17 protein-coding genes are annotated in these 16,333 nt (G+C 72.1%); 9 read left to right on the forward strand and 8 right to left on the reverse strand.

Going from position 1 to position 16,333, the window contains the following annotated elements:
• The first annotated feature begins 198 nt into the window (after positions 1-198).
• Positions 199-654, forward strand: coding sequence for a DUF192 domain-containing protein (locus ACH65_RS05615; protein ID WP_049621602.1), 456 nt, complete (start codon positions 199-201; stop codon positions 652-654).
• 217 nt (positions 655-871) lie between these two features.
• Here the strand turns inward: ACH65_RS05615 and ACH65_RS05620 are convergent, their stop codons facing one another.
• A complete protein-coding gene (locus ACH65_RS05620) occupies positions 872-1,066 on the reverse strand; it encodes a rubredoxin (RefSeq protein WP_049621603.1) in 195 nt (64 codons plus the stop codon).
• Positions 1,067-1,155: 89 nt separating this feature from the next.
• Here ACH65_RS05620 and thiE point away from each other — a divergent pair, with 89 nt between their 5' ends.
• From thiE to ACH65_RS05635, 3 genes are read left to right on the forward strand one after another with little or no spacing between them, the layout of a single operon-like run.
• The gene (thiE, locus tag ACH65_RS05625; protein WP_049621604.1) at positions 1,156-1,791 is read left to right on the forward strand and encodes a thiamine phosphate synthase; all 636 of its coding nucleotides are present in this window, start codon (positions 1,156-1,158) and stop codon (positions 1,789-1,791) included.
• Entirely contained in the window at positions 1,788-3,065 is a 1,278-nt protein-coding gene (gene hemL / locus ACH65_RS05630; RefSeq protein WP_049621605.1) for a glutamate-1-semialdehyde 2,1-aminomutase, read from the forward strand. The genes thiE and hemL overlap by 4 nt, the downstream gene beginning before the upstream one ends.
• Before the next feature lie 5 nt (positions 3,066-3,070).
• Positions 3,071-3,682, forward strand: coding sequence for an HAD family hydrolase (locus ACH65_RS05635; protein WP_053096170.1), 612 nt, complete (start codon positions 3,071-3,073; stop codon positions 3,680-3,682).
• Between the two features lie 175 nt (positions 3,683-3,857).
• On the opposite strand, the gene ACH65_RS05640 is transcribed toward ACH65_RS05635, so the two are convergent.
• On the reverse strand, positions 3,858-4,280 hold the full coding sequence (locus tag ACH65_RS05640) for a VOC family protein (protein ID WP_049621606.1): 423 nt from the start codon (positions 4,278-4,280) through the stop codon (positions 3,858-3,860).
• Between the two features lie 11 nt (positions 4,281-4,291).
• Positions 4,292-5,533: an acetylornithine transaminase gene (locus ACH65_RS05645; RefSeq protein ID WP_425478265.1), complete on the reverse strand. Its 1,242-nt coding sequence runs from the start codon at positions 5,531-5,533 to the stop codon at positions 4,292-4,294.
• 346 nt (positions 5,534-5,879) lie between these two features.
• Here ACH65_RS05645 and ACH65_RS05650 point away from each other — a divergent pair, with 346 nt between their 5' ends.
• Complete coding sequence (locus tag ACH65_RS05650) at positions 5,880-6,212, forward strand: hypothetical protein (protein ID WP_049621608.1); 333 nt, start codon at positions 5,880-5,882, stop codon at positions 6,210-6,212.
• 134 nt (positions 6,213-6,346) lie between these two features.
• On the opposite strand, the gene ACH65_RS05655 is transcribed toward ACH65_RS05650, so the two are convergent.
• The 3 genes from ACH65_RS05655 to ACH65_RS05665 form a co-directional block, all read right to left on the reverse strand.
• Positions 6,347-7,693: a sigma-54 dependent transcriptional regulator gene (locus tag ACH65_RS05655; protein ID WP_049621609.1), complete on the reverse strand. Its 1,347-nt coding sequence runs from the start codon at positions 7,691-7,693 to the stop codon at positions 6,347-6,349.
• A 217-nt stretch (positions 7,694-7,910) separates the two neighbouring features.
• Positions 7,911-8,750, reverse strand: coding sequence for an SDR family oxidoreductase (locus ACH65_RS05660; RefSeq protein ID WP_049621610.1), 840 nt, complete (start codon positions 8,748-8,750; stop codon positions 7,911-7,913).
• Between the two features lie 22 nt (positions 8,751-8,772).
• On the reverse strand, positions 8,773-9,372 hold the full coding sequence (locus ACH65_RS05665) for an LON peptidase substrate-binding domain-containing protein (protein WP_237561453.1): 600 nt from the start codon (positions 9,370-9,372) through the stop codon (positions 8,773-8,775).
• 94 nt (positions 9,373-9,466) lie between these two features.
• Here ACH65_RS05665 and ACH65_RS05670 point away from each other — a divergent pair, with 94 nt between their 5' ends.
• Together ACH65_RS05670 and ACH65_RS05675 are read left to right on the forward strand one after the other, a co-directional pair.
• Positions 9,467-10,390 carry an ABC transporter ATP-binding protein gene (locus ACH65_RS05670; protein WP_049621612.1) on the forward strand — a complete coding sequence of 308 codons (924 nt, stop codon included), beginning with the start codon at positions 9,467-9,469 and terminating at the stop codon, positions 10,388-10,390.
• Entirely contained in the window at positions 10,387-11,784 is a 1,398-nt protein-coding gene (locus ACH65_RS05675; protein ID WP_049621613.1) for a hypothetical protein, read from the forward strand. The genes ACH65_RS05670 and ACH65_RS05675 overlap by 4 nt, the downstream gene beginning before the upstream one ends.
• Before the next feature lie 156 nt (positions 11,785-11,940).
• On the opposite strand, the gene mpl is transcribed toward ACH65_RS05675, so the two are convergent.
• Positions 11,941-13,326 carry a UDP-N-acetylmuramate:L-alanyl-gamma-D-glutamyl-meso-diaminopimelate ligase gene (gene mpl / locus ACH65_RS05680; RefSeq protein WP_049621614.1) on the reverse strand — a complete coding sequence of 462 codons (1,386 nt, stop codon included), beginning with the start codon at positions 13,324-13,326 and terminating at the stop codon, positions 11,941-11,943.
• A 186-nt stretch (positions 13,327-13,512) separates the two neighbouring features.
• On the reverse strand, positions 13,513-14,097 hold the full coding sequence (locus ACH65_RS05685; RefSeq protein ID WP_049621615.1) for an adenylate kinase: 585 nt from the start codon (positions 14,095-14,097) through the stop codon (positions 13,513-13,515).
• A 189-nt stretch (positions 14,098-14,286) separates the two neighbouring features.
• On the opposite strand from ACH65_RS05685, the gene ACH65_RS05690 reads away from it, so the two are divergent.
• Together ACH65_RS05690 and ACH65_RS05695 are read left to right on the forward strand one after the other, a co-directional pair.
• Positions 14,287-15,555: a 6-phosphofructokinase gene (locus ACH65_RS05690; protein ID WP_049621616.1), complete on the forward strand. Its 1,269-nt coding sequence runs from the start codon at positions 14,287-14,289 to the stop codon at positions 15,553-15,555.
• A 224-nt stretch (positions 15,556-15,779) separates the two neighbouring features.
• Positions 15,780-16,259 carry an RcnB family protein gene (locus ACH65_RS05695; protein WP_049621617.1) on the forward strand — a complete coding sequence of 160 codons (480 nt, stop codon included), beginning with the start codon at positions 15,780-15,782 and terminating at the stop codon, positions 16,257-16,259.
• The last annotated feature ends 74 nt before the right edge of the window (positions 16,260-16,333 follow it).

Consider the following 16,333-nt stretch of genomic DNA (forward strand, 5'->3'; position numbering starts at 1 on the left):
ACCTTCAGCGAAGAAATTTTTCAGCGGAGGTTTGAAGCGGAGTCCTTCGCGAGAGGGCGTCTCGTCGAAGGGGCGAGAATCATATCGCCAACTGCGGGAGCTGTGAAGAGGGTCTTTGCAATTTCTTTTCACGGCCCGATGTCACGGGGCAGGGCCGCGTAGACTGCCTGGCTCATCCACCTATATAGGACACGGTCGATGAAGCGACTGCTCGCCCTCCTGCTGCTTGTGCTGGCCGGCGCTGCTCTGGCCGCCCCGCGCCACCACAGCGCCCCACCCACCGTCACGCTGCATGGACACCGTTTCACCGCCGAGCTCGCCACCGACGACGCCAGCCGCATACGTGGCTTGATGATGCGCGCCGAACTGCCTGCCGACCACGGCATGCTGTTCATCTTTCCGGATAGCGCGCCGCGCTGGTTCTGGATGAAGAGCACGCTGGTGGCGCTGGACATCCTCTACTTCGACGACACGCGACGCCTGGTCTCGATGCAGCTGGACGTGCCGCCGTGCAAGGCCGACCCGTGCGCGAGCTATCCCAGCAGCGTGCCCGCACGTTATGTATTGGAAGTGCCCGCCGGCACCACGCAGCGCATCGGTGCGCAGACCGGCGACGTGCTGACGGTGGACGGCGAGATCGGGCCGGTGCATTGAGCTTCGGCCAGCTCGTGCCGGCACGGCACGCCCACCTGATAAGGCATGAGGTCGGAGGGCGAGAGATGTTCCAGCGCCTCCCAGTCGTCTTCGAACGGTATGAACTGACGCATGGCCCTCTCCTTTCGCGATCATGAGCGCTCGGGGCCATGAAAACAGACGGCCCGGCCGCCATATGGGCGAGACCGGGCCGTTTGCGGGCGAATTGCGGCGGGGATCAGTCGATCTCGACCATCTCGAAATCGTCCTTGGTCGCGCCGCAGTCCGGACAGGTCCAGGTATCGGGCACGTCTTCCCACCGCGTCCCCGGCTCGATGCCCTCCTCGGGCAGGCCCTGGGTTTCGTCGTAGATGAAGCCGCAGACGACGCACATCCATTTGCGCAGGGTGATCTCGGTGGAAGTCGTGCTCATGATGATGCGCCGCTCGAAAAAGGTTGCGGCATTGTCGCAACTCGACCGCCGCGACGAAAGCGGCCCCATGACGCACAACGGATGACACGATGAACGTTCTCCCCTCCCGCGGCCTGTACGCGATCACCAACGGCCCGCGCCCCGACCTGCTCGATGCGGTGGCCGCCACACTGGCCGGCGGCGCCAGCATGGTGCAGTACCGCGACAAGACCGACGACGACGCCCGCCGCCACGCCGAAGCGCAGGCCTTGCAGCGCCTGTGTGCCGAATGGGGCGTGCCGCTGATCGTCAACGACGACGTCGCGCTCGCCCGCGCCGTCGGCGCCACCGGCGTGCACCTGGGCTTCCACGACGCCAGCGTGGCGGAGGCGCGCGCCGTGCTCGGCCCCGGCGCGATCATCGGCGTGGGCTGCTACGCCTCGCTCGAACGCGCGCGCGCGATGGTGGCGGCCGGCGCGGACTATGTCGGCTTCGGCGCCTTCCACCCCTCGACCACCAAGCCGCATGCGGGCCACGCCGATCCGGAACTGTTGCGGCAGAGCGCCTCACTCGGCGTGCCGCGAGTGGCGATCGGCGGCATCACGCCGGACAATGGCGCCGCGCTGATCGAGGCCGGCGCCGATTTGCTCGCCGCGGTCTCGGCCGTCTTCGGCGCCGGCGACATCCGCGCTGCCGCGCAGCGCTTCGCCGGCCTCTTCCCTTCCGATCGGACCATCGCTCCATGACCAACCACGAACTCTTCCAGCGCGCCCTCCAGCACATGCCCGGCGGCGTGAACTCGCCGGTGCGCGCCTTCAAGTCGGTGGGCGGCGAGCCGTTCTTCACCGCGCGCGCGGACGGCGCCTACCTGTGGGACGTGGAGGGCACGCGCTACATCGACTACGTGGGCTCGTGGGGGCCGATGATCGTCGGCCACAACCATCCGACGGTGCGCGAGGCGGTGGAGCGCGCGGTGCGCGACGGCCTCTCCTTCGGCACGCCCTGCCCGGCCGAGGTGACGATGGCCGAGGCCATCGTGCAGCTGGTGCCGTCGGTGGAGATGGTGCGCATGGTGAACTCGGGCACCGAGGCGACCATGTCGGCGATCCGCCTGGCGCGCGGCGCCACCGGCCGCAGCAAGATCCTGAAGTTCGAGGGCTGCTACCACGGCCACGGCGACAGCTTCCTGGTCAAGGCCGGCTCCGGCGCACTGACCTTCGGCGTGCCGACCTCGCCCGGCGTGCCCAAGGCCGCGGCCGACCTCACCCTCACCCTGCCCTACAACGAGCTGGAAGCGGCCGAGGCGCTGTTCGCCGAGCAGGGCGCGGAGATCGCCGGCGTGATCGTGGAGCCGGTGGCCGGCAACATGAACTGCATCCCGCCGAAGGAGGGCTACCTGCAAGGCCTGCGCGAGCTGTGCACGCGCCACGGCGCGCTGCTGATCTTCGACGAGGTGATGACCGGCTTCCGCGTGGCGCTGGGCGGCGCGCAGGCGCACTACGGCGTGACGCCGGACCTCACCACCTTCGGCAAGATCATCGGCGGCGGCATGCCGGTGGGCGCCTACGGCGGCCGGCGCGAGCTGATGGAGCAGATCGCCCCGGCCGGCCCGATCTACCAGGCCGGCACGCTGAGCGGCAACCCGGTGGCGATGGCCGCGGGCCTGGCGATGCTGACGCTGATCCAGGCGCCCGGCTTCTACGAGGAGCTGGCGGCGAAGACGCGCCGGCTCACCGACGGCCTGCAGGCGGTGGCCGACGGCGAGGGCGTGCCCTTCAGCACCAACCGCGTGGGCGGCATGTTCGGCCTGTTCTTCACCGCGGAGAAGGTGACGAGCTACGCGCAGGCCACCACGGCGGACACCGCGCTGTTCAACCGGTTCTTCCACGCCATGCTGAAGCGCGGCGTGTACCTGGCGCCCTCCGCGTTCGAGGCCGGCTTCGTCTCCAGCGCGCATACCGACGAGGATCTCGCCGACACGCTGGAGGCCGCCCGCGCGGCGCTGCGCGAAGCCAGGTAACGCCGATGCGCGACATCCGTCTCGTGCTGTTCGACCTGGACGACGTGCTGGTCGACTACTCGCGCGAGACGCGCGTGCACCACCTCGCCGCCGCGCTCGGCTGCGCGCCGGCGGCGGTGCATGCGGCGATCTACGAGTCGGGCATCGAGACGGCGGCGGACGCCGGCCGGCTCGATGCCGCGGCCTACCTGGCCGCGCTGGGCGACTACCTCGGCCGTCCCGTGCAGGCCGAGGACTGGGTAGCGGCCCGCCGCGCCGCCACTCGCGCGCGGCCGGAACTGGTGGCGCTCGCGCAGGCGCTCGACGCCCGCGCCGGGCTCGGTCTGCTCACCAACAACGGCCACCTGCTGACCGCCAACCTGCCGCGGATCGTGCCGGAACTGTTCCCCTTGTTCGAAGGCCGCGCCTACGCCTCGGCGCAGTTCCAGGCGGCCAAGCCGGACCTGGCGGTGTACCTGCGCTGCCTGGAAGCGATCGGCGCGGAACCGGCGCGCACGCTGTTCATCGACGACAACGCGGCGAACGTGGAAGGCGCCCGCCAGGCCGGCCTGCACGGCCACCGCTACACGGGCCTGGACGGCCTGCGGCGCGCCTTGGCCGGCTACGAGCTACCCTGAAAGCCTGTTCCGGCGAGGCGTTGCCAGGTGCAGGAGCGTGCCTTGCGCGCGACGCGCTTCGAGAACGGGAACGACGGGGAACGCCTGCGCCGGGCGGTCGCGCGCAAGGCGCGCTCCTACGGGAGGCGGGCCGTGACGCGGCGACGTGCGCGGGGCACAGGGTACAAGTGCGGATTCACCAGCTGCCGCTGTTCGGCATCGAAGCCCACGGCTCCGCCGGCGGCAGCGGCGCGCCCTTCTGCAACAGCTCGATGGAGATCAGGTCCGGCGAGCGCACGAAGGCCATGTGGCCATCGCGCGGCGGGCGCAGGATGGCCACGCCTATCGCCTGGAGGTGCGTGCAGAGCGCGTAGATGTCGTCCACCTCGAAGGCGAGGTGGCCGAAGTTGCGCGCGCTGCCGTAGTCCTCCTCCGAGCCCCAGTTCAGGGTGAGCTCGATCTCCGACTCCGGGTTCTCCGACGCAGCCAGGAACACCAGGCTGAAGCGCCCGGCTTCGTTGTCCTTGCGCCGCATCTGGCGCAGGCCGAGGCCGTCGCAGAAGAAGCGCAGGGTGGCATCCAGGTCGCGGACGCGCAGCATGGCGTGCAGGTAGCGCATAGCCGTTGGCCTCAGTGCGGTTCGCTGTCGAGGAAGGACTTCAGCGCCGCGCGCAGCCGCGCCAGGCCTTCGGCCAGGTCGGCGTCGCCGAGCGTGAGCGGCGGCACGAAGCGCAGCACGTCCGGGCCGGCCTGCAGCAGCAGCAGGCCGTGCGCGGCGGCGTGGTCGAGGATCGCCCCGGCCTTGCCCTTGTAGGGCTCGGCCAGCACCGCGCCCAGCATCAGGCCGCGGCCACGCAGCTCGGCGAACAGCCCGAGCTCCTCGTTGAGGCGGGCCAGGCCCGCGCGCAGGTCGTTGGCCTGGCGCTCGACGTTGAGCAGCACCTCGGGCGAGGACAGCTTGCGCAGCGCCACGCGCGCCACCGCCGCGGCCATCGGGTTACCGCCGAAGGTGGTGCCGTGGGCGCCGAACTGCATCACCTCGGCGACCTTGGGCCCGGCCAGCATGGCGCCGATGGGGAAGCCGCAGCCGAGCGCCTTGGCCAGGGTGACGATGTCGGGCTTCACATGGTCCTGCACGTAGGCGAACAGCGTGCCGGTGCGGCCCATGCCGCACTGGATCTCGTCCAGCACCAGCAGCGCGCCGTGCGCGTCGCACAGCTCGCGCACGCGCTTGATGAAACCGGGCGCGGCCGGCAGCACGCCGCCCTCGCCCTGCACCGGCTCGAGCATCACCGCGGCGATGTCGCCGGCGGCGAAGGCCGCCTCCAGCGCGCCCGCGTCGTTGAAGTCGAGGTAGCGGAAACCGCCCGGCAGCGGCTCGTAGCCTTCCTGGTACTTCGGCTGCGCGGTGGCGGTGACGGCGGCCAGGGTGCGGCCGTGGAAGGAGCCGCGGAAGGTCACGATCACCCGCTTCTCCGGCAGGCGCCCCTGCGCCGCGGCCCACTTGCGCACCAGCTTGATCGCCGCCTCGTTGGCCTCGGCGCCGGAGTTGCAGAAGAACACCCGCTCGGCGAAGCCCGACGCCTTCACCAGCTCCTCGGCCAGGCGCAGCGGCGGCTCGGTGTAGAACACGTTGCTGCTGTGCCAGAGCTTGTTGGCCTGCCCCACCAGGGCGGCCACCAGGTCCGGGTCGCGGTGGCCGAGCGCGTTGACCGCGATGCCGGCGCCGAAGTCGATGTAGTCGCGCCCTTCGGTGTCCCAGATGCGCGCGCCTTCGCCGCGCTCCAGGACCACCTCGCGCGGTTTGTACACCGGCAGCCAGTAGCGTTTGCCGAGGTCGATGAGGCTTGAATCGTGCGCGGTCATGGGCATTCCGAAGGCCGCCCTTGGCGGCGGCAGGCAGAGGTTCGAGGGGACGGGCGCGAAGGCCGCGTGAAGCGCGCATCGTAAAACCTGCCCGCCCGCTTTGCACGAACGCGGCCCGCTGTAACAGGCGCTTTCACCTGTATCGCCCGCGCAACACCCGCACCGGGGCGCAGCACGGCGCGCGCCGTGGCCCGCTTGCGGGGCCCGCGCGGCCGTCCGGTGTAAACCCCGCAACACGCCGGCGCGATGCGTCAGGCCCCCGCGATGCGCCGCCAAGCCTTGCCACGGCTGAGCCGGCCGCGCCTGGCATGGCGCTTGCCATATCTCCCGGCCACGGAAAAGGGAAACGCCCATGGACCTGCCACCGCCCGTCTTTCCTCCGCTCACGGCCGACAGCACCCTGCTCGCACTGGGCCTGCTGATGACCGGCCGCCGGCGGGAAGCCCCCAGGACGCTGCACGTGGTGCAGACCCGGGCCGGCCGCCTGGTGGCGGCGCCGGCGAGCAAGGAGGCTTTGGTATCGCGCGCCGCAGACGCCGCCACCGGCTGCACGCAGGACCACGTACCCCGCGCCGATGAAGGCGACGACATCGACGCGCCCCCGCCCGGCGGAGGCACACCGACGGGCATGGCCGGCCGCGCCGGCACGGAACACGCCGCCAGCTGGCGGCAACGCGGGCGGTAACCCGGTGTCGTGCACGCCGGGCACCAGTGGAAGCCCCCGGCCCGACCCCTGCGGGCCGGGGGCCTTCCCAATCGGGCCATCGCCGCACGCACGTCCCGCCGGCGACCGGACGGGGACGCCGGCGCCCGCGCGCCTCAGCGCATCTCGGCCAGCGTCAGACGGTGCTTGCGGCAGAGCCGGTACACCGTGACCCGCGACACCTTGAGCCGTCGCGCGCACTCGCTGACGTTGAAGCGGCTCTCGCGCAGGCAGGCGAGCACCGCGTCGCGCTCGGCCGCGACGCGCGTGCAGTCCAGGCTGGCCGGCACCATGCGGATCGCGGCCGGGTCGGCGAGGTCCAGCTCGGCCGCGCCGATCAGCGCAGCCTCCGCCACCACCGCCGCGCGCTGCACGCGGTTGATCAGCTCGCGCACGTTGCCCGGCCAGGCGAAGGCGCGCATGGCGCGCCGCGCCGCGCCGCTGAAGGCGCGGGCGCGGCTGCCGTGCTGCCGGCGGAAGTCGTCGAGGAAGTGCTGGGCCAGCACCTCCACGTCGTCGCCGCGCTTGCGCAGCGGCGGCATCGGCAGGCGCAGCACGTTGAGGCGGTAGTAGAGATCCGCGCGGAAGCGGCCCGCGGCCACCGCCTTTTCCAGATCCACGTGGGTGGCGGCCAGCACGCGCACGTCGGCGCGGATCGACTGGCTGCTGCCGACGCGCTCGATGGTGCCCTCCTGCAGGAAGCGCAGCAGGTTGGTCTGCGCGTCCAGCGGCAGGTCGCCGATCTCGTCGAGGAACACGGTGCCGCCGGCGGCGCTCTCGATGTGGCCGAGGCGCCGCGCGCTGGCGCCGGTGAAGGCGCCGCGCTCGTGCCCGAACAGTTCCGACTGCACCAGGCTGGGCGGCAGCGCGCCGCAGTTGATCGCCGCGAACGGCCGCGCCGCGCGCGCCGAAAGCCGATGCAGGGCGCGCGCCGCCACTTCCTTGCCGGTGCCGGTCTCGCCGGTGATCAGCACCGGCAGGTCCACCGGCGCGTACTTGCGCAGGGTCGCGCGCAGCGCGTCCATCGCCGCGCTCTGCCCGAGCAGGCCCGGCATGTCCGGCGACTGCGCGGACGCCGCCTGCACGCCGTCGCCGAAGCGGGCCAGCGTGCCGAGCAGGCGCGGCAGGTCGAGGGGGCTGGTGAAGAAGTCGATGCACCCGGCAAGGAGGCGCACGACCCGCGGCTCGTGCGCCGGCGTCTCCGGCGCGATCAACGCGATCCATGGCAGGCCGGAATGCTCGGCCACCATCCGCTCCGCCCGGCGCAGGCCCTCTTCCTCGCCGCCACGCAGGTCGGCCAGGGCCGCCACGACGTCGCCACCGCATGCGCCGATGCCGCCTTCCGCATCCGTCGCCACCACCCGCACCGACCAACCCGCGCGGGCCAGCCCGCCGCTTTCTTCGGCCGTCGGCTGCCCAAGCCAGGCCACGCAGTGCCTGGCTACCCCCGTGCCCCTGCCCATCGTCACCTCCGAACCGGCTCCCTCCGGACCCTGGCCGGCCAGCCCGGCAACTCCCCTGTGACGCAGACCACAAAATTACATGGGTCGCCCCGTGGCGGGCCAGCGACCAAAAGGCAGGCGGCCGCGGCCGCGCCGTCAGCCGACCTCGCCTGCGCCTACAACGAACGGACTAGGCCCCCGGCGGCCGGGCGGACTCGGCCATGGCCGGGCGTACCGCTCAGGACCGCGCCGGCGCGGCGACGTCCAGGAACAGGTCCGGCAGCAGCGGCTGGCCCGGCTGCACGGCGTAGCGCGCGAAGTCCTCCACGCCGGCCGCGCGCAGCACCTCCTCGTCGATCGCGAAGCGGCCGCTGTACGCGCGCGCGGGCTGCGTGAGGATGGCGTGCGCCGCGTCGGCCACGATCTGCGGCGTGCGGCAGTGCTCGGGCTTCACGCCGTCGATCATGGCGATCGCCGCGGTGGCGATCACCGTGCGCGGCCACAGCGCGTTCACCGCGATGCCGAGCGGGGCGAACTCCGCGCTCATGCCCAGCACGCACAGGCTCATGCCCATCTTGGCGATGGTGTAGGCGGTGTGCGGCGCGAACCATTTGGGGTCGAGGCTGGGCGGCGGCGCCAGCATCAGCACGTGCGGGTTGGTCGCGCGCTTCAGGTACGGCAGGCAGGCCTGGGTGGTGAGGAAGGTGCCGCGGGTGTTGACCTGCTGCATCAGGTCGAAGCGCTTCATCGGCGTGTCCTCCACACCCGCCAGCCAGATCGCGCTGGCGTTGTTGACCACGATGTCGATGCCGCCGAAATGCTCCGCCGCCTGCGCCGCGGCAGCCCGCACCTGCTCCTCCTCGCGGATGTCGACCTTGAGCGCCAGCGCCTTGCCGCCGGCCTCCTCGATCGCCGCGGCCGCGGTGTGGATGGTGCCGGGCAGCTTGGGGTTGGGCACGCCGCTCTTGGCGGCGACGGCCACGTTGGCGCCGTCGCGCGCGGCGCGCAGCGCGATGGCGAGGCCGATGCCGCGCGAGGCGCCGGTGATGAACAGGGTCTTGCCGGACAGGGAGGCCATGGGCGGTTCCTCGTGGCGGGGATCAATCCTTCTGGAAGCGCGGCAGGATATCGCGCAGCTCGGCCAGGCGCCGCAGGGGGTCGGTGAGCTCGAGCAGCCATTGCTGCTCGTCGCGGTCCAGCGGCAGCAGCTCGGCGAGGCGAAAGCCGAGCCAGCCGGCATCGTCGTAGGCATCGCGCGGCGCATCCTTCCACTGCGGCGCCATGGTTTCGATCAGCCGCTCGAGGATGCCTTGCAGCAGCGCGAACTCCACCGGCACCCGCCGCGCGGGCTCGGGCGGCCACAGCGCCACGTCGCCGCGCAGCAGGCCGTTGTCGCGCACGCGGCTGTGCCGCACGCGAAAGCGCGCACCGCCTTCGGCCACGATGCCGAGCAGGCCGTCCTCGCGCGCGTGGAAATCGACGATGGTGGCCACCGTGCCCACTGCGCTCGGCACCGCCGGCGCGCCGCTCTCGCGGCCTTCGAGGATCAGGCACACGCCGAAGCCGCCGCCGCGGCGCGCGCAGTCGCACACCATGTCGAGGTAGCGGCGCTCGAAGATGCGCAGGGCCAGCCGCCCGCCCGGGAACAGCACCGTGTCGAGCGGGAACAGCGGAAGGTCAGTGAGCGTTGTGTCATCCACGGCCATGCCGGCCAGTGTAATGACGCCCCTCACTGGACAGGAACCGCCGCCGCCAACACAGTGCGAAGATGACCGGCCACGAGGAGTCGCCAGCATGTCCAGCCCCGCCGCCTTGCTGCAGCCATCCGCCCTCGCCGACGCGCCCGCCGCGGCGGCGCTGCGCGTGCAGGCGCTGCACAAATCGTTCGACAAGCGCGAGGTGCTGCGCGGGGTGGACTGGACGGTGCCCACCGGCCGCGTGATCGGCCTGCTCGGCCGCAACGGCGCCGGCAAGACCACCCTGCTGCGCTGCCTGCTCGGCCTCTCGCCCATCGACGCCGGTGCCATCGAGCTGTTCGGCGAGCCGATGACCGAGCCCGGCGGCGAGCGCCTGCACCGCATCGGCTTCGTGCCGCAGACCTTCGACCTGTTCCCGTGGATGAAGGTGCGCGCCTACCTCGACTTCACCGCCGCCTTCTACGCCCGCTGGAACCACGCGCTGACCGCGCGCCTGCTCGGCGAATGGCAGCTCGACGCCAGGCAGAAGATCGGCCAGCTCTCGCAGGGCCAGCGGCAGAAGCTCGCCATCGTGCGCGCCATCGCGCCCGAGCCGGACCTGCTGGTGCTGGACGAGCCGGTCGCCAGCCTCGACCCGCAGGCCCGCCGCGCCTTCATGACCGAACTGCTGGCGCTGATGCGCGCGCCGGGCCGTACGGTGATCTTCTCCACCCACATCACCGCGGACCTGGAGCGCGCCGACGCCGACATCGCCCTGCTGCGCGACGGCCGCATGCAGTTCACCCGCCCGCTGGCCGAGCTGCGCCGGCACCTGCAGCGCGCCGTGCTCGAACGGCCCGGCGGCTGGCGCGAGGCGCCGGCCACGCCCGGCCTGCTCAAGGGCCGCGTGGAAGGCGACGCGGCCCTGCTGCTGGTGGAAGACCCCGACCACGAGGCGCTGCGCGCGCTGGCCGAGCGCGAGGGCGCCAGCCTGCGGCTGGAAACGCCCTCGCTCGAGGACCTGTTCGTGGAGCTGGCATGAAGGCCGTCGGCCAGCTGCTGCGGCTGCCGTTCCACCGCATGCCGGTGGCCGGCACGCTGGTGCTGCTGGCCTACCTCGGCGGTCTGGCGGCAATGATCGGGCTGCACGCGCCGCCGATGATCGCCGGCGTCGGCGCCGCCGGCTGGCTGTGGCACGCGATGGCCGGCATGACCCTGCGCTCGGTGGTGCGGCCGGAGACGCAGCTGCTGCCCGGCTTCCGCCGGTACCTCGCGCTGGCCGGCGCGGTCGGCCTCGCGCTCGGCATCGTGTTGCCGCTGCTGGTGATGCTGGCGCTGGGCGGCACCTACCACGCGCCGCTCATCGGCGCGCTGCTGCTGCTCGCGGCCGCCTACGGCCTGGTCAGCGGCGTCGGCAGCAAGCTGTCGCTGGTGCTGATGCCGGCGCTGATCCTGGCCGGCTGGCAGCCGCGGCTGGCCACGATCCTGGTCAAGGGCGCCATCCAGTCGCCGTGGACGCCGCCGCTGCTGGTGCTGATCGCCGCGATGCTGGTGGCCTATGCGCTGCGCCCGCTGCTGCGCATCGACGACCGCGAGCCGGAGCCCTCGCCGCTGGAGAGCACCAGCCTCGACCGCTCCACCCGCGCCCCCGACGGCGCGCCGGTGCCGCGCGGCGCGTTCGCCAAGCGCATCGCCGGGCTGTTCGACACGGTGGCGCAGCGGGCGATGGAGCGCACGCTCGCGCGCTACCGGCGCGCGCCCTCGGCGCGGCTGCGCACGGTGCTGGTGCGTCGGCTACTGCTGCCGCACGACAACCCGCCGGCGATCGCGCTGCGGCTGGTGCTGGTGGCGGCGGTGGTGGCGCTGTACTTCTTCGCGGTGATGCACCGCCAGCACTTCAACGCCACGGTGGTGGGCGCCTACGCGATCCTGCTCGGCATGGCGCGCTTCCCGCAGCTCGGCCACGGCATGCTGCGGATGCGCCCGAACCTGGCCGACCTCTACCTCACCCTGGCGCCGGCGACCAAGGCCGACTACCAGAAGACGCTGATCGACGCGCTGCTGGTGCTGGTGCCGGTGACCGTGCTCACCGTGCTGGCTTACACCGGGCTCGGCATCGTGCTGGTGCATGCCGCCGAGCCGCTGCGCATGCTGCTCACCGCGGCCATCGTGGCCGCCGGCTCGGCGCTGGTGGCGCTGGCGGTGCACCTGATCGGCCCGGAGAACCGGCTCGGCCGCAGCGCCGTCAACGTCGTGGTGACGGTGGCGGCGATGCTGCTGTACTGGGGCGGCTACTGGCTGCTGGGCGCGGTGGGCTACGCGCTGGGCGGCACGTTGCTGGCGCTGGTCGCGCTGAGCTTCGGCGGCGGGGTGTGGTTCGCGGCGCAGCGGGAGTTCCAGGAGCGGGAGCCCCGCTTCGATGCCCCGCTGGGGTGAGGAAGGACATGGCCGCCGTGTAGGAGCGCGCCTTACGCGCGACCGCTGCGCCATGGCGTTGCCGCGGCACAGGCAGGTCGCGCGCAAGGTGCGCTCCTTATGTCTCGATTCCGGTGCGTTGCGGCAGCAAGGGGGCGACCCGCCGGGCGCCGGTTTTCAGCGTCGGTCGGTGGCGGCGCCCAGCGCCGACACGAACCGGCGGGGCGCGTTCTCGAAGCCGCCGTTGGACATGAACACCACGTGGTCGCCCGGGCGCGCCTGCGCGCGCAGGTCGGCCAGCAGCGCATCCACCGTGGGCGCGGTGCGACCGCGGCCGTCCAGGGCGCCGGTGACGCGCTCGGCTTCCCACGGAAGCTCCGGGCGATGCAGGAACACCACCGCGTCCGCATCGGCCAGCGAGGGCGCCAGCGCGGCGGCGTGGGCGCCCATGCGCATGGAGTTGGAGCGCGGCTCCAGCGCCACCAGGATGCGCGCCCCGCCCACCTTCGCCCGCAGGCCGGCGAGCGTGGTGGCGATGGCGGTGGGGTGATGGGCGAAGTCGTCGTACACGCGCACGCCGTCCACCTCGCCCACCAGCTCCATGCGCCGTTTGACGCTCTCGAAGCCCGCGAAGGCCGGCAGCAGCGCCCGCGGATCGGCACCGGCAGCCGCGGCGGCGGCCAGCGCGGCCAGCGCGTTCATCACGCTGTGCCGGCCGAGCAGCGGCCAGCGCACCTCGCCCAGCGGCTCGCCATGGCGATACACCGCGAAGGCCGAGCCGTCGGCGGCGAGCAGCTCGGCCCGCCAGTCGCCGCGGCCGATGCCGAAGGTCTCCACCGGCGTCCAGCAGCCCATCGCCAGCACTTCGGCCAGGCGCTCGTCGTGGGCGTTGACGATCAGCCGGCCGTTGCCCGGCACGGTGCGCACCAGGTGATGGAACTGGCGCTGGATCGCCGCCACGTCGGGGAAGATGTCCGCGTGGTCGTATTCGAGGTTGTTGAGGATGGCGATGCGCGGGCGGTAGTGCACGAACTTCGAGCGCTTGTCGAAGAACGCGGTGTCGTATTCGTCCGCCTCGATCACGAAATGCCGGCCCGAACCCAGGCGCGCGGAGACGCCGAAGTTGCCCGGCACGCCGCCGACCAGGAAGCCCGGCGCCAGCCCCGCCTGTTCCAGCAGGTGCGCCAGCAGGCTGGTGGTGGTGGTCTTGCCGTGGGTGCCGGCCACCGCCAGCACCTCGCGCCCGGCCAGCAGCGTCTCGCCCAGCCACTGCGGGCCGGAGACGTAGCGCAGCGGCGCGTCGAGCATGTATTCGATGGCGGGGTTGCCGCGCGTCATCGCGTTGCCGACCACCACCAGGTCGATCTTTTCGCGGCCCGGCGAAGGCGCCAGGTGTTCGGCCGTATAGCCGTCCATCAGCCGGATGCCTAGCGCCTCGAGCTGGGTGCTCATCGGCGGGTAGACGTTGGCGTCGGAGCCCTCCACCTCCAGCCCCTGCTCGCGCGCCAGCGCGGCGACGCCGCCCATGAAGGTGCCGCAGATGCCGAGGATGTGCAGGCGCATGGGTGCGTGGGCTCCTTCGTGCCGCTTCGGTCATCCCTCTCCCGTTGGAAGAGAGGGCAGGATGGAGGGTACGGGTCTTGCGCGGCGGGTCGAGGGGGAAGCCGGGGGTTCGGAAGCGGATGCGGCCGCTCGCTCCGCCCGGCCCCTCACCCCGGCCCGCTCCCCGGCGGGGAGAGGGAGCAAGGCTCAGCCGTTGGCGGCGGCCGAGCCTTCCGCGATGGCGCGCTTGATGCGCGCGGTGATCTCGTCCAGCTCGCCGACGCCGTCCACCACCTGCAGCTTGCCGCGCTTGGCGTAGAAGTCGGCCACCGGCGCGGTCTGCTCGGCGTAGATGCCGAGGCGCTTGCGCACCGTCTCGGGGTTGTCGTCCACGCGGCCCTCCGCCTTGAAGCGCAGTTCGGTGCGGCCGATGATCGCCTCGCTCGGCACCTCGAGCTTCACCACCGCGTCGAGCGGCTGGCCGATCTTGGCCAGCAGGTGGTCCAGCGCGTCGGCCTGGGCCAGGTTGCGCGGGTAGCCGTCGAGGATGAAGCCGGCCTTGGCGTCGGCCTGGGCCAGGCGCTCCTCCAGCATGCCGAGCAGCAGGTCGTCGGAGACCAGCTGGCCGGCGTCCATCACCGCCTTGGCCTTGAGGCCGAGCGGCGTGCCGGCGGCCACGGCCGCGCGCAGCATGTCGCCGGTGGAGATGTGCGGTACACCGAGGTCAGCCTTCAGACGGGCGGCCTGGGTCCCTTTGCCCGAGCCGGGCGCACCGAGTAGGACGAGTCGCATAATGCTCCGGAAGATCAGCACCCGCGCGGCGTTCGCGCGGTTCGCTTGAGGTCACAAAATGGCCGCCAAAGTAGCGTCTGCCCCCGGCGCCGTCAAACCAAAGGCCCGCGCCGGACAAGCCAAGCCACTGTTTCTGCAACACAATGCCCGAATGGTCGCAGGGCAACCACCCGCCAAGGAGTGATGCCGATGCCTGCTGCACGTACCCGCCCCGGTCGCCTGCTGTACGCCCAGTCCGGCGGCGTCACCGCCGTGATCAACGCCACCGCCGCCGGGGTGATCGAAGCCGCCCGCGCGCAGGGCGCCGAAGTGTATGCCGCGCGCAACGGCATCCTCGGCGCGCTGCGCGAGGAGCTGATCGACACCTCGAAAGAGTCCAAGGCCGCCATCGCCGCGCTGCGCCACACGCCGGGCGGCGCGTTCGGCTCCTGCCGCTACAAGCTGAAGTCGCTGGAGGCCAACCGCGCCGAGTACGAGCGGCTGATCGAGGTCTTCCGCGCGCACGACATCCGCGGGTTCCTCTACAACGGCGGCAACGATTCGGCCGACACCGCGCTCAAGATCTCCCAGCTCGGCAAGGCGACGGGCTACGACATCCGCTGCATCGGCGTGCCCAAGACGGTGGACAACGACCTCGCCGTCACCGACTGCTGCCCGGGCTTCGGCTCGGTGGCGAAGTACACCGCGATCTCGGTGCGGGAGGCGAGCCTGGACGTGGCCTCGATGGCCGACACCTCGACCAAGGTGTTCATCCTCGAGGTGATGGGCCGCCATGCCGGCTGGATCGCCGCCGCCGCGGGCCTCGCCGGCGAGGGCGCGGACGCGCCGCCGCAAGTGATCCTGTTCCCCGAGCGCCCCTTCGACGAGGACGCCTTCCTGGCCAAGGTGAAGGCCACGGTGGAGCGCGTGGGCTGGTGCACGGTGGTGGCCTCCGAGGGCATCCGCAACGCCGAGGGCCGCTTCCTCGCCGAGGCCGGCACCCGCGACGCCTTCGGCCACAGCCAGCTCGGCGGCGTGGCGCCGGTGCTGGCCGCGCTGGTGAAGGCGAAGCTCGGCTACAAGTACCACTGGGCGTTGCCCGACTACCTGCAACGCGCCGCCCGTCATGCCGCCTCCGCCACCGACGCCGAGCAGGCCTACGCGGTGGGTCGGGCGGCGGTGGAGTACGCGCTGGCCGACATGAACGCGGTGATGCCGGTGATCGTGCGCACCCGCGAGTCGCCCTACCGCTGGAAGATCGAGCCCGCGCCGCTGGCGAAGATCGCCAACCGCGAGAAGACGATGCCGAAGGGCTTCATCCGCCCCGACGGCTTCGGCATCACCGCCGCCGCGCGCCGCTACCTGGCGCCGCTGATCCAGGGCGAGGCGCCGCCGCCCTACGGCAAGGACGGCCTGCCGGCCTACGTGCAGCTCAAGAACGTGGCGGTGCCGCGCAAGTTGCCGGCGTTCGAGGCCTGAACGGACGCTGCCCCCCCCGTAGGCACGCCTTGCGCGCGACCGCGGCCCGGTGGTGTTCCCGCTGCGCAGGCCTGTCGCGCGCAAGGCGCGCTCCTTATGTCGCGATGACCGTTTCCTGAAGCCGCGCCGGGCCGCCCGCTTCCGGCGGGACATGGTTCAGTCACGCATTCCTACGATCCAGCCGTCGGTCGAAAAACCGGCATACCGCATTCCGGAGGTCCGCCATGACCAAGCGCCTGTCCAAACTGTTCATCGCCCTCGCGCTGCTCGGCGGCAGCGGCGTGGCGATGGCCGACCACGATCACGACGACCACGACCGCCACGGCTGGCAGGGCCGCGACGACCACGGCCGCGGCGACCGCGACTGGCACGGCGACCGCCGCTGGGACCGCGACGACCGTCGCTGGGAAGGCCGCCACTGGGATAGGGACGACCATCGCCGCTGGGACCGCCGCGACTGGGACGACCGCCGCGTGGTGCACTACTACCGCGACGACCGCCGCTACTACGGCCACCCGGGCTGGGGCCCGCCCCGCTGGGCGCGCGGCGGCTATTACCGCGGCCCGATCTACGTGGTGAACGACTACCGCTACTACCGCCTGCGCCCGCCGCCGTATGGCTACGGCTGGGTGCGCAGCGACGACGGCACCTATCTGCTGGTGGCGCTGGCCACGGGCCTGATCCTCGACCTCGCGATGCGCTGATCCGCACCGCCCCCTCCACCCGGAACGGCGCCGCAAGGCGCCGTTTTCCGTTTGCGCCCACCGCAGCGCACAAC

This window comes from Frateuria defendens (assembly GCF_001182895.1).
Lineage (GTDB): Bacteria > Pseudomonadota > Gammaproteobacteria > Xanthomonadales > Rhodanobacteraceae > Frateuria_B > Frateuria_B defendens.